This is a genomic window from Paenibacillus sp. 1781tsa1 (assembly GCF_024159265.1).
Taxonomy (GTDB): domain Bacteria; phylum Bacillota; class Bacilli; order Paenibacillales; family Paenibacillaceae; genus Paenibacillus.
Window position 1 is genome coordinate 5,888,488 of record NZ_JAMYWY010000001.1, and the last position, 13,276, is coordinate 5,901,763.

At 46.2% G+C, this 13,276-nt stretch carries 15 protein-coding genes; 1 reads left to right on the forward strand and 14 read right to left on the reverse strand.

Features of this window, described 5'->3' with window-relative positions; genetic code table 11:
* Positions 1-161: 161 nt before the first annotated feature.
* Together NKT06_RS26485 and NKT06_RS26490 are read right to left on the reverse strand one after the other, a co-directional pair.
* Positions 162-950 carry a TrmH family RNA methyltransferase gene (locus NKT06_RS26485; protein WP_253440843.1) on the reverse strand — a complete coding sequence of 263 codons (789 nt, stop codon included), beginning with the start codon at positions 948-950 and terminating at the stop codon, positions 162-164.
* A gap of 26 nt (positions 951-976) precedes the next feature.
* On the reverse strand, positions 977-1,678 hold the full coding sequence (locus NKT06_RS26490; RefSeq protein WP_278299144.1) for a potassium channel family protein: 702 nt from the start codon (positions 1,676-1,678) through the stop codon (positions 977-979).
* Positions 1,679-1,806: 128 nt separating this feature from the next.
* Here NKT06_RS26490 and sspI point away from each other — a divergent pair, with 128 nt between their 5' ends.
* Positions 1,807-2,040: a small acid-soluble spore protein SspI gene (sspI, locus tag NKT06_RS26495; RefSeq protein ID WP_036673259.1), complete on the forward strand. Its 234-nt coding sequence runs from the start codon at positions 1,807-1,809 to the stop codon at positions 2,038-2,040.
* Between the two features lie 231 nt (positions 2,041-2,271).
* On the opposite strand, the gene NKT06_RS26500 is transcribed toward sspI, so the two are convergent.
* The 12 genes from NKT06_RS26500 to NKT06_RS26555 all read right to left on the reverse strand — a co-directional run bounded on the left by NKT06_RS26500 (position 2,272) and on the right by NKT06_RS26555 (position 12,970).
* A complete protein-coding gene (locus NKT06_RS26500; RefSeq protein ID WP_253440847.1) occupies positions 2,272-3,855 on the reverse strand; it encodes a peptide chain release factor 3 in 1,584 nt (527 codons plus the stop codon).
* 354 nt (positions 3,856-4,209) lie between these two features.
* Positions 4,210-4,608, reverse strand: coding sequence for a DoxX family protein (locus NKT06_RS26505; RefSeq protein ID WP_024634146.1), 399 nt, complete (start codon positions 4,606-4,608; stop codon positions 4,210-4,212).
* A 356-nt stretch (positions 4,609-4,964) separates the two neighbouring features.
* Positions 4,965-6,515, reverse strand: coding sequence for a glucose-6-phosphate dehydrogenase (gene zwf / locus NKT06_RS26510; protein WP_253440849.1), 1,551 nt, complete (start codon positions 6,513-6,515; stop codon positions 4,965-4,967).
* Between the two features lie 214 nt (positions 6,516-6,729).
* Positions 6,730-7,479 carry a YwmB family TATA-box binding protein gene (locus tag NKT06_RS26515; RefSeq protein WP_253440851.1) on the reverse strand — a complete coding sequence of 250 codons (750 nt, stop codon included), beginning with the start codon at positions 7,477-7,479 and terminating at the stop codon, positions 6,730-6,732.
* A 452-nt stretch (positions 7,480-7,931) separates the two neighbouring features.
* Positions 7,932-8,600 carry a response regulator transcription factor gene (locus NKT06_RS26520; RefSeq protein ID WP_091020933.1) on the reverse strand — a complete coding sequence of 223 codons (669 nt, stop codon included), beginning with the start codon at positions 8,598-8,600 and terminating at the stop codon, positions 7,932-7,934.
* Positions 8,542-9,657, reverse strand: a complete 1,116-nt coding sequence (locus NKT06_RS26525) for a sensor histidine kinase (RefSeq protein WP_253440853.1) — start codon at positions 9,655-9,657, stop codon at positions 8,542-8,544. Before NKT06_RS26525 ends, NKT06_RS26520 begins: the two co-directional genes overlap by 59 nt.
* Before the next feature lie 31 nt (positions 9,658-9,688).
* Positions 9,689-10,336, reverse strand: coding sequence for a cell wall-active antibiotics response protein LiaF (gene liaF / locus NKT06_RS26530; protein WP_253440855.1), 648 nt, complete (start codon positions 10,334-10,336; stop codon positions 9,689-9,691).
* Positions 10,337-10,486: 150 nt separating this feature from the next.
* Entirely contained in the window at positions 10,487-11,194 is a 708-nt protein-coding gene (locus NKT06_RS26535) for a PspA/IM30 family protein (RefSeq protein WP_062838034.1), read from the reverse strand.
* A 1-nt stretch (position 11,195) separates the two neighbouring features.
* Positions 11,196-11,699, reverse strand: a complete 504-nt coding sequence (locus tag NKT06_RS26540; protein WP_253440857.1) for a PspC domain-containing protein — start codon at positions 11,697-11,699, stop codon at positions 11,196-11,198.
* Positions 11,700-11,716: 17 nt separating this feature from the next.
* Positions 11,717-11,950: a PspC domain-containing protein gene (locus NKT06_RS26545; protein WP_253440859.1), complete on the reverse strand. Its 234-nt coding sequence runs from the start codon at positions 11,948-11,950 to the stop codon at positions 11,717-11,719.
* 4 nt (positions 11,951-11,954) lie between these two features.
* Positions 11,955-12,626, reverse strand: coding sequence for a PspA/IM30 family protein (locus NKT06_RS26550; protein WP_253440861.1), 672 nt, complete (start codon positions 12,624-12,626; stop codon positions 11,955-11,957).
* A 35-nt stretch (positions 12,627-12,661) separates the two neighbouring features.
* Positions 12,662-12,970: a LiaF transmembrane domain-containing protein gene (locus NKT06_RS26555; protein ID WP_253440863.1), complete on the reverse strand. Its 309-nt coding sequence runs from the start codon at positions 12,968-12,970 to the stop codon at positions 12,662-12,664.
* Between the last annotated feature and the right edge of the window lie 306 nt (positions 12,971-13,276).

Sequence of the window (13,276 nt, forward strand, 5' to 3'; positions counted from 1 at the left end):
CATTTCTAGAACGAACAGTAAAGAATTAATTTTATATAGATAAGATACTTGGAACAAACTTAAATAAGAATAGAAAAAGACTGGAAATTGGATTGCATCAATCTTCAATCCGTATCCAGCCTTTTGTACGTTTAGTTCAGCAAGATTATTTGTTTTACTACCTACACCATCCGCTGTCTCATCGCCTCAAACAACAGAATCGTTGCCGCCATAGCCGCATTAAGCGACTCAGCCTGTCCCTGCATCGGGATCGTAATCGCATCATCCACCAAACGTGCCGTAGCATCCGAGATACCTTTGCCTTCGTTGCCAATCACAAGCCATACCGACTGCGTAAAGTCATAACTGTAGCATGAATGCTCTGCCTGCAAAGAAGTACTTACCAGCTTCACACCCGCAGCCTTCGCTTCGGGAAGCAAAGATTCCAACTGGCCCTCCACGATGGGCAAATGAAACAATGACCCCATCGTCGAACGAATCGTCTTCGGGTTATACACATCAGCACAGCCCGCACCAAGTACGACCCCCGCCGCTCCAGCTGCATCTGCACTACGGATGATCGTCCCCACATTTCCTGGGTCCTGCACTCCATCCAACACCACGACAAGCCCGCGCGCTCCGCCAATGAGGCTTTCTAGTGGCTCACTGCCTTTACGCACAATTGCAAATACAGGCTGCGGTGTCATCGTATCCGTACATTTGGCGATAACCGCAGGAGATACACTGACCCACTCCACACGCTGTAGCGGGTTCTCAAGCCCGGCCAGTTCGCTAGGTACGCCTTGCTCTCCGTCGTACACAATACACTCCAGATCTGCTCCGGCGCGCAATGCTTCCTGTACCAGATGAATACCCTCAATGATATATTTATGTTGACGGGTACGATGCTTTTTCTCCAGCAGCTGTGCCCATTCTTTTACACGTGTATTTTGCGGTGATACAATATCCATCTTTCCATCCTTCCCATCTGCATCCATCACTTCGGATATGCAAGCTCCATTTTCGTCAAATGATCCTTGTGACCCACAATGACCAGCACATCACCAGCTTCAATCCGGTCCTCCGCGTACGGCGAGATGTTCATCGAGTTCCCACTACGAATCGCCATGACGTTGCATCCAAAACGTGCACGGATGTTTAATTCCATCAGGTTTTTACCGATCATTTGCTCGGAAGCTCTCATCTCCAGAATGCTGTAATCCTCAGATAACTCAATGTAATCCAGTATGTTAGGCGAGGTCAGATGATGGGCTACGCGTAATCCCATATCCCGCTCAGGATAGATCACCTTGTCTGCTCCAATCTTCTGCAGCACCTTACCATGAAGCTCATTTTGAGCTTTTACGATTAGCACCGGTACACCCATATCTTTCAATATCAAGGTTGTCAGAATACTCGCCTGTATATCTTCACCAATTGCCACAACGACAACATCGAAATTTCGTATGCCCAGCGCACGCAGCGCTTCTTCATCTGTTGAATCTGCCGATACCGCATGAGTCACCACATTGGACATTTCCTGTGTCCGCTGCTCGTCCGCATCAATTGCCAGCACGTCGAATCCCATACCGCTCAGTGCATTGGCAACACTTGATCCGAACCGTCCCATGCCAATTACGGCATACTGTTTCTTGGCCATTAGGGTCTTAACCTCCCGCTGCACTTCAGCATGACGCATCATTACGGATACCCATGCTAACGTAAATAATCCTTCGTAGTATACCACAAAGCCCGATAAACTTGAATGCGCTCGCGCTTCCCAGGGAACAGTATAAGAGCAGCCGAATATACGAGGAGGGAATTGCGATGCCCATTACATTAAGCCTGCGTGAAGCGATTGTTCATAAAGTTCATGACAAGAGTGATGATCAGCTCCGGGAGATGATTGAAGGTTCAGTAGATGGACCGGAAGCTGCTTTACCTGGACTTGGCGCCATTTTCGAGATGATCTGGAAGAACACAGAACCTGCCAAGCAGGAAGAACTCATTCAAATCGCGCAGGAGCATCTGCACACCATTCCCGTTCAACCGCTTCGCTAATCGAAGCATTGAAGGGCAAGGTAACCATCACACCGTTTGTTCTGTCTGCAAAAGAAAGCTTTCCCTTATTCGGCTGGATCATACCCGCCTCCAAGTAAGGTGTATAGCAAGAGATCCCTCCGCCAATCGGCGGAGGGATCTTATTTTGTTCAAGCTTTACCTCATGATAGCAGCTTGTTACATCCAACCAACCCTTCAATGATTAGCTGGATTACGTCTGTCTGCTTGCACTTAAGGTGCAGTCTCCAAGAACTTGGCTGTAGGATTTTTATCCATAGCCGTTCTCATGGCGTACTCATTTTCGAAGAGTACTACATAATTGCCTTTTTTATCTTTCACAAGCGCAGAGTTAATCCGGAATTTGCTTGCGTCTAGATTCTCGTCCACGATCCAGCGAGCGAACTGATAAGGCATGCGCTGCAATTGCACGTCTACCCCATACTCGCCTTTCATCCGGTATTCAAATACCTCGAACTGCAGTTGACCAATTACGCCGAGAATCGTCTCGTCGAAACTTGCCGTCTGGAACACCTGAATGGTTCCTTCTTCGGTCAACTGGTCAATTCCTTTTTGGTACTGTTTATGTTTCAATGCATTTTTAACAGTAACTTTAGCGAAAATCTCTGGCGAGAACGTTGGCAACTCCTCAAAGACAACCTCGCTGCCTTGGCTCAATGAATCGCCAATCCGGAAGATACCTGGATCGAACAAACCGATAATATCGCCTGCATATGCCTCTTCGACAATATCCCGGTCTTGTGCCAGGAATTGCTGTGGCTGTGACAGCTTGATCTCTTTACCTACACGGGTATGCTTCACACTCATTCCACGTTGGAACTTGCCTGATACAATACGCAGGAACGCAATACGATCCCGATGTGCCGGGTTCATGTTCGCTTGAATCTTGAATACATACCCGCTGAATTTCTCATTCGTTGGCTGGATTTCACCTGCCGTACTGCGACGTGGTTCAGGCTTCGGTGCCAGTTCCAGGAAGTTCTCCAGGAAGGTCTGCACACCAAAATTGTTAATCGCACTACCGAAGAAAATAGGCGTCAATTCGCCGCGTTGAACTTTCTCCATATCAAAAGGATCTCCCGCAACGTCCAAAAGCTCCAGATCCTGAATTAACTGATCATGCAGATATTCTCCTGCCATCTCACGGATAATTGGATCTGTATAACCGTTTACTTTCTGAACTTTAATTATCGAGTGATCGTCCCCTTGGAACAACTCCACCTGATTTTTCATCCGGTCATATACACCGCATAGTTCGCGACCTGTACCAATAGGCCAGTTCATTGGAACTGAACGAATACCCAGTACATTTTCAAGTTCTTCCATCAGATCAAATGGGCTTTTACCCTCACGATCGAGTTTGTTGATAAACGTAAAGATTGGAATCCCACGCTTCGCACATACCTGGAACAACTTAATCGTCTGTGCCTCGACACCCTTCGCTACGTCAATCAACATGACCGCGCTGTCGGCAGCCGTCAGTGTACGATACGTATCTTCACTGAAATCCTGGTGACCTGGTGTATCCAGAATGTTAACGCGATGGTTCAGGTAATCAAATTGCATTACAGAAGAAGTAACCGAGATCCCCCGTTGTTTCTCAATTTCCATCCAGTCACTTGTTGCGTGTTTGCTGGCTTTCCGAGCTTTTACCGTTCCCGCAAGGCGAATCGCGCCCCCGAACAGCAACAGTTTCTCGGTTAATGTAGTTTTACCCGCATCCGGGTGAGAGATAATGGCAAACGTCCGGCGTTTGTCCACTTCCTGTTGAAGAATATCATTTGCAGCTTTGCTCATAGGTTTAATCCCTTTCGTCCGTTCATTCACGTTAATCCGGCATGGCCGGTCCATCATTCAATCTTTATGCAATCCGGCGAGGCCGGTTGATTGTACACTGGTCATTTTGAATACGAGGTATTCATACACTAGATTAATTTTACACATTTACAATGGAGTTCATCCTCCTCAAATCTGTGCTTTCATCCATACCGTGAACTGCTTCTTAACCCAACTCTCCTATTGTACCATAATCTGTACCGAAAATAACCGATTACTACCGCAGATTCTTCTCTTTTCATTTGCAAAAAAAAGCACCCTTCAGCCATTTTCATGGCATCCAGGCACTCCTCATTTATTTCATGTTATTGTGTTTTAGAAAATTAATGCATCCAGCGCGTATTGTCCGCCACCTGTCAGGGCTAGCGCTACACCAATGACCAGGATCGCGAGATTATATTCGAATCCGTTCTGCGTGGACCAGTATCCGTTTGCACCATGGACTTTCACAATCGCAATGACCATTGTCAATGCAATCAGAATACCACCTACTGGTGTGAGCAGACCCAGAGCCAGCAGCAATCCGCCACCGAATTCCGCGAGACCAGCCAGTAAAGCCACCAATGCACCTGGCTTCATGCCCATCGACTCAAACCAGCCGCCTGTACCCTTGATTCCGTAACCTCCGAACCAACCAAACAGCTTTTGAGCCCCGTGCGCCATAAACGACAATCCAATCACCAAACGAATCAACAACAACCCTACATCCAACATCATTTTCTTTTTCCTCCATTCAATATATACAAAATAGTATTCTCAGATTAAAGATATTATGCACATTTTTTTCATGATTCTCTGTGACGCAAACCCCTTCAACTGGTTTACATTTTATCTCATGAATGATCACTTATCCGAAACGTTTACCCGGATGAAGTTTGTCATTTGCGTAACTCTTTAACTCATGTGTTGAGTATAAGTTACATACTTACTTTTTGTCAACAACTTAATTTAAATTACTTATTTCCTTATGATGGATACCTCCTTTTTCTCCGCTAAAAAGCCTGAGTACACCGCAAAATTTGCGATGTCCCAGGCTCAGTCATGTTGTGTATGTTGTTAATGCCCTTACCCTAACCGTTTACTTGCCAGATCACGCTGTCCTCGTCCTGACCATTCACCGGCCACCAGTGGAATCCGTCCTGCTCCAGCAGCTTATCTGTCGCTTCTGGTCCCCAAGTTCCAGCAGGATACGTATGAAGCTCTCCCTGATTCTGTCCCCAGGCTGCTGCGATCCGATCCACAAAAGACCAGGCTGTTGCCACTTCATCCCAACGGGTAAAGTACGTAGAATCCCCTTCTGCTGCATCGTGCAGCAGACGTTCATACGCTTCAGGCGAGTTGATTCCAATCATGCAGCTCTGACAGAAATCCATCGCGAGCGGCTGAATCTCGGAATCCGAGCCTGGTTTCTTGGCATTGATTTTGATATATATGCCTTCCATTGGGTTCACCCGAATGACCAGCAGATTCGGTTCCAATTTATACTTTTTCCCAAGGTACACGTTGTTCGGCATCGACTTGAATTCCACTACGATCTCGGTCGTTTTCACCGGAAGACGCTTGCCTGTCCGAATGTAGAATGGAACACCCGCCCAGCGGAAATTATCCACGAATACACGTGCTGCAAAATAAGTCTCCGTATTCGACTGCGGATCAACCTTGTCTTCCTGGCGATAGCCCGGAAGCTGCTTGCCACGGTACTCCCCTTCGGAATACTGTCCACGCACAACGTTGTTGCCCACTTCCTCATCCGAAGTAAAGGCCCGCAATGAGCGCAATACCTTCACCTTCTCATCCCGAATGTCTTCCGGGAATAGGCGACTCGGCGGTTCCATCGCAATCATCGTTAACATCTGAAGCATATGATTCTGCCCCATATCACGCAGTGCCCCAGAGTGATCATAATAACCGCCACGTTCTTCCACGCCTACTGTCTCACCCAGCGTAATCTGAACGTTGGCAATATGTTTGTTATTCCAGAGCGGTTCAAAAAAAGCATTCCCGAACCGAATGACTTCGATATTTTGCACCATTTCCTTGCCCAGATAATGATCAATCCGATAGATTTCCTCTTCACGGAATACCTCACGAATCTGCTCATTCAGGTGTTCCGCCGATTGCAGATCATAACCAAATGGTTTCTCGATCACCAAACGGTTCCAACCCCGACTTTCCAACATACCGCCGTCCCGTAGACTGTACGAGACACTGCCAAACAGCTCAGGTGCCAGTGCCAGATAGAACAGTCGGTTCCCCGGCGTGTTAAACTTTGATTCCAGATGCTCCGTCTGCGCACGCAGCTCTTTGAATCCGTCCACATTATTGATATCCAGTGCTTTGTATTCAAAATGATCGACAAAAGCGTTCCACTCATCAGGTTCCCCCGCTGGATAGCGGCAGAACTCTTTAATGGATTCATAGATGTCTTCCCGGAATTCTTCTGGGGACCTCGGACGACGTGCTACGCCAATAACCGCAAAGTCTTCGGCAAGCTTGCCTTCACGGTAAAGACTGTAGATAGCCGGAAACAGCTTCCGGCGGGCCAAATCACCCGTTGCTCCAAAAATGAAAAATACTGCGCCTGGTGTCTGTACTTCATCTTGCGATTGTTTTTCAACCATGGGCTCCTCTTTCTTCCGGGAAGATAACCTTCATGCTCTCCCCGAGCTATGTAATGGTGTTATATATGCACGACATACAACCGTCAATTACCAGCAAGTTCCTTCTTGGATGTGATGCCATTTTAGCATATCAACTGAACGGATGCACTATTTCAAACTCATTTTTCTGATAAAGATTCTCACTAGCCGCTCCAAATTTATAAAAAATTCATCCTTAATATTCAATCGTAATCACCGGAAACCCCACTGTAATTCGATTGTCCATCTCGTCACCAACCTGGTGAACTGCGAGTTGCATATTCAACATATGCGAGCCACTTTTAATTGACAAAGGCAGCTCAGCCGCCTCATAAGATACACTTGCGCTGGCTACATCCGTATAACGTTCAACGGAGACGAGATCCACATTTTGAGACAGGCCTTTCTCGATCAGTGCCAACTGTTGACTCGCATCACGTTTAATAGCAGTAGCTGCTGTACCTTGCACAGACATATTCCAGCTTGCCTTCATCCCTGAGTCTACAAGCAGTTGACCGATCTGTTCATGTGCTGTCATTAATGTCTTCCGCTCCGTGTGTGCATCCGCTGAAAGTTGTACGATGGCGTAGTAGCCGTTGTCTCCTGTCTCGACGACATTGACCAACAGACCTACTTCTCCAAGAGCCTCATTGACAACCACCTCACTGCGATACACATTATGGCCCGTCTGGCGTACCCGTACTGGTTGTTCCAGCCCCAAGTGACTAGCCAGTAATGCGGCCTGCGCTTGTGCATCTCCCCGGCCTTCTCCTTGCCATTTAACAACTAGACGATCCACATTATCAATCACGCTGTCAGCCGTATAGATTAACTGTTCCAGTTGGGCTGCTTGGGGTTCGTTCTTCTCTGCGTATACCTGTGTCACACCGATAAGAATAATGATAGCCATTGCCAATATACCTGCTGTCATCCAACGATTTAACATTTGAATCCCCCGTTCATTCTTGCATTCTATGAATCTATCAACAGCATGCCCCTTTCCCACATTAGCTATACTTCTTCCGAATACATCAAAAAAAGCTCCCACCAGCCACTTGCATGGCAGATCGGAGCTTTCCATTCATCCTTTTCTATCTAAATTGAACTCATCAATATTTACACTAGCCACTCCGATGACAGAACAACCTTCCGATCGCTGTTATCCCCAGATTTTTTTTGATTCTTTTCATAAAGGGCAAATCTGGGGATAAAGGCGAGGTGTATGCTTCCGAAGTAGCTTTCTTTCAGAAAGCTTTTAGCTTCGCTTCTTCAGGTTCTTTCTGTCCTCTCCGTTTTGTGTAAATTTTTAGTTAAATTTATATAAATCATCTTTTATCTATAAATTCCGCACATAAAAGTACGGTTCTTTTGCTTGATTATGATACATAATAATTTTGCCTACTCTGCAAGTCCGTTTTTATATGCATAGATCGCGGCCTGTGTACGGTCGTCTACGCCCAATTTGGCCAGTAAATTAGTGACATGGAACTTGACTGTCTTAATGCCGATAATCAGATCATCAGCGATGTCCTGATTCGATTTGCCTTTAGCCAGCAACCGGAGCACATCCATTTCACGGTCGGTCAATTCATCATGCAAAGGAGCTGCTGCCTGTGGCTGTCGGAATCGATTCATCATTTTGGAAGCCACCTGTGACTCCAGAACGGATTGTCCGCGAGCTGCTGCGCGAATCGCATCTGCCACTTCATTGGCTCTTGATGTTTTTAACAGATAACTGAATGCGCCTGCTTCAATGACAGGGTACATTTTTTCATCATCCAGGTAACTGGTCAATACGATGACTTTGCACTCCGGATACATTTTAAGAACCTGACGGGTAGCCTCGATGCCATCCATGCCTTCCATCACCAGGTCCATCAGAACAACATCAGGCTTATACTCCTGTGCAAGCCGAATACCTTCCTCTCCACTACCTGCTTCACCAACAACTTCAATTCCATCTTCGGTATCCAGTACCGCTGCAAGACCAATACGTACCATCTCATGATCATCCACGAGCAATACTTTGATCGACGTTTCCGTCTCCGTTTCGACTTCCGGTTCCATTGACATGTTCTTCCTCGCTTTCATCGTTCATCAAAGGTATCGTAATCTCAATCCGCGTTCCCTTACCAGGCGCTGTTACAAATTGTATGGCTCCACCAATCTCCGTAACACGTTCACGCATGTTAGCCAGACCGTAGGAAGCTTGTTTATTCTCATCCAGATCGAAGCCTTGCCCATCATCACGAATCAGTACCCGAATCGCATCTGTGCGGCGCTGGAGCCGTATCTCCATTTTCTCCGCTTTTGCATGCCTTAACGTATTGGACATAGCCTCCTGAACGATGCGGAACAGATGATTCTCGATGCCTTTGATCAGATCGATGTCTTCATCTATTTCGAGCACAATATCCATGGGTACTTTCGTTTTCAGTTCCATCACCAGATCACGCAGACCTTGTTCGAGTTGTTTGCCCTCCAGATAGACTGGCCGCAGATGTAACAGTAATGCACGCATCTCGGACTGAGCTACCGAAGCCATCTCCTCAATCAAAGCCACCTGCCGCTGAGCACGTTCAAAATCCTTCTCCATCTTCCGTCCGACGGCCGTTGCTGTCATGGATATCGCGAACAATTGCTGCGATACCGCATCATGCAGTTCCCGTGCCAGCCGCTGCCGCTCTTCCACAATAGCCGTAATTCTGGCTTGTTCAGCAAGCTGTGCATTATGAGTAGACAATCGCTGGAGCGAAGATACCTGATCTTCCCACTTTTTGCCGATTCGTCCGAGTTGCTCACTTAAACGGCCCACATCATCATCGCCCAGATCAGGTACAGTGCGTGATAGAGAGCCCTTCTCCCACAGTAGAAGTGTTTCCCGCAGCAGTTCAAGCCGACGTTTAACCCGATAACTCTGATAGAACCCAAAGACCGCTCCGGTCCCAATCAGAAGCAGCAATAAGGCAAGACCCGATTGAATCAGATGACGCCAGCCTGCAAACGGAGCAAGATAACCATATGTATACAATACATACAAAATAACAGCAAGGACAATGAAAACCAGGAGGATCCCCTCACCCATACTTCGGGTTACCATGTCGGTATGTCGTTTTGTCTTCATCGGGGTCTCCTCCTTCTCTTCATCTATTTTACTACGGATTACTTATGCTTAGGTCGCCAACAATATAAGAAATGACAAATTTTGCTTTATGTTCACTGGATTCATATCCAGGAGTTCTCCATACTAATTTGTTCATCATGCCGCTATCTTGTTCACCAAGAAGATTAATCCGGCCGAAAAGAACCGATGCTTCAATCTCCACACCATAATCTTCAGGCAGCGTAAGGCGAACATTCCCCATAACGCCTTGCAGCAGCACAATCGTTTGTTTCTCCTCCGGAATCGAAAGAGACAGATCGGCATTAACCTCGCCCATGGCATGCCACAGACTCATACTCCGTAACGTCCAGGATGATTGATCCCAGTAGTATCGAGCCATGAAATTCTGTTTCTTCATAACGCCTTCGTCCAGATGTATCTTTTTGTTTTTCGAATAAAAATAAGCTAAAGAAGCCAGTACAATCAAAAATACAATCATTAAATTATCCAGCAATAACAGTGCCGCCCCAATGCCAAGATACCGATAACCTTTCCGAGTATCTCCTTTGCGGACCTGAAGCATTCCAACCGTTAACAGAATCAGTGCGGCAGCGGTCAGCAAGTTAATATTCTGATTCAATAACATCATTGTACCAATAATAATAATGACAACTGCAAGCCATTTACTCTTTTTATTCATCCCCGCCGCACCTCCTCTGTAAGTTAATCTCTCTTTATTCAACGGAAAAGCCATACCAGGCAATGAAGTCCTGTATGGCTTAACTTTTGTTCTACCAACCGTACATTATACACGATTTATAGAATATCATATTGTCCACTAAGCGAACAGTTATTCTTTTGAAGTTCCGTTCGCTTCATTCTTGGAACCACTGCCCATTTTGTTTTTGAGGGCTTGTAATTGCTGGTCCACTTTGAATTGTTTTTCCACATCTACAGGGTTCGTGTACGTGGATGATGTGTTGCGATAAGGTGCACGAGCTACGTCCGCTTCAGCTTCCAGTTGCATGATTTTCTCTTCCATGCGGTGGAATCCTAGTGATGCGCCACCACTTTCGATCGAATGCAGGCTGTTAATGGATGACATTTGTTTTTTGGCTTTTGCCATTTGTGCACGGGATACAAGTTCATTACGTTTGTTACGCATTTTGTAGAACTCATCTTTCATATCATGTAACTGTTGCAACAGGTCTTTTGCTTGTGCTTCGGACTGTGCATGCAGTTCGCTGTACTCCGTAATTTTTTGATCAAAGTAGATTTTCTCTTCCAGCAATTTGCGTGCTACTTCTTCCTGACCGTTGGCCAGAGCAGCTTCTGCTTGGGACTCACGTTGTACCGAAGTACGCTCTGCTTCATCCAGACGTTGTTTCATGCGACGCTCATTCGCCATTTGTTTGGCAACTGTTACCTCTGCCTCATGAATCTCAGCCTCCATATCACGCAAGTACTGGTTCAACATTACAATCGGGTCCTCTACCTTATCCAACATATCATTTACCGATGCTTTCGTCATATCCTTAATCCGTTTAAATACTCCCATTTTACTTTTCTCCCTTCTCGTAACGAGATAATTTTTGGCGAAGCTCTTCAACTTCTTTTTTCAGTGCTTTTTTCTCGATATCTTTCATCATGGAATCAAGTTCACTTTCTTGCGGTGCACCTGCTCCGTAGGCGTTGTTGTTATAAGAACGCGGACCAGATTGAGGTCTGTTGTTGTATCCAGGGCCGGGACCGAAGTTACCAGGACCTTGTTGGTTGTGATTATTTTGAAAAGGACCTCTTGGCGGCTGATGATCATAGTTGTTGTATCCTCCGCCTGGACCAGGGCCCGGGCCGTAACCATATGGATCATAAGGCGGATACGGTTCTTTTGGTACCACCAGTGCTGCAATAAAGTATATTAACAACGACGTGCCGCCAGTTACGAAGATACTGATGACGAAGATGATACGCAGCAGGGTGGAATCCATTCCGATGCTTTCTGAAATTCCGCCGATCAAGCCGGTTAACATCCGGTCACGCGTTGAGCGGTATAATTTGCTCATGTTCTTGCTCCTTTCGTTTACTTGTATCCTCTTACGTTGGAATCATAAGCATATGGATCAACGTGGTTGGATTCCTTTGGTACCACCAATGCAGCGATGAAGTAGATCAACAATGAAGTACCTCCCGTAGCAAAAATACTGATGAAGAAGATGATACGTAGCAGCGTGGTGCTCAATCCGAGATTTTCAGAAATGCCGCCGATCAAACCTGTTAACATTCGATTACGCGCCGAGCGGTATAATTTATTCATGTGACTACTCCTTTCTGTCATTGTTCAATTTCTGTCTTAAGCGCTCCAGTTCCTTATCCAGCGCGGAGGATGACATGCTACCAGTCACTCCTGAACCATCTTGGCCCATCCGCCGGATATCCCGGAGACTTTGTGCTTCATATTCGAGATCAGAGACTTGGTCATCCAGTCGGTTAAACATACGGGGTACATTCTGACCGTTGTGATTGCCTCTCTGGTTCATCCGTTGTTGTAACTGAATCGTCTGCATACGAGCGTAGTAATATTGGCGTTTGCTGTATACATTCTGATATTCAACCTTCAGCTGGTCGATCTGTTCATCCAGCTCCTGTAATGCCGCATAACTTTGTGCATACAATTCATTGTACTGTTCCATTTTTTCCTCGTGGAGGATTTTCTCCTGCAAGGCCAGCTTAGCGAGATGCTCTTCTCCTGCTTTGAGAGCCATGGAAGCCTGTTCTTCGCGTTTGTTCACCATACCTGCTGCCTGATCGGCTTGTTGTTTCATTTGTCTGGTATGACTTGCATATTGATGACGAAGTTTCTCGGCTTCACCGATGTCTTGGCGGGTCGAGACCAGAAACTGATCAATCAGTTTGACTGGATCCTGACTTTGCTCCAAATGTTCGTTCAGATTGGCTACGGTAATATCCCGCATTCGACGAAATACACTCATTATGTTCTGTCCCTCCTTTTCATAATCGTGAAAGCTTAGTACCGGCGATGACGACCGCGGTTATTGTTTAGCATTGAGATACCAAAGATGATTAACCCGATCGCGATGATCGGTCCGATCAACCATGCCAGTTTTCCCATCAGTGAGATGATACCGATGATGAGAACAATCCAGCCGAGCATCACATTTCCTCGTTTGACTCCGTAGTATCCCAGTGCAATCATCAGGACCGGAATCAGATAACCCATTAAGTGTCCAAGAAGTGGAGTTAACTTTCCGAAGAGGAGTAGTGCACCCAGCGCAATCAATACAATCGCCCAGCCATTTCCCTTATTCAATCTCATAATTGTTGTTCACCGCCCTTTCCATTCGTTCGTTTTAATGTGTTGAGTCATTGGTTCGTTTGTTTCTTGTTTTTTGTTTCCGTGTTTCTTGTTTAACCTTATGTCCTTATTCTAGGGGAATTCGAGACTTTTCAAAACAGACCGTGGACGGTTTTTCATCCTAGACTCAGGTCGGGGATCTAGTTGGACCTTTGACTGTCCCTATCTAAGACCAACGTTCCACCCATGCTGAATAGTACTCAGGATCCTCCTATACTCCCGTATTCAGGCTACCCTTCACCCGATATTCAACCTGTGCAGAGAATG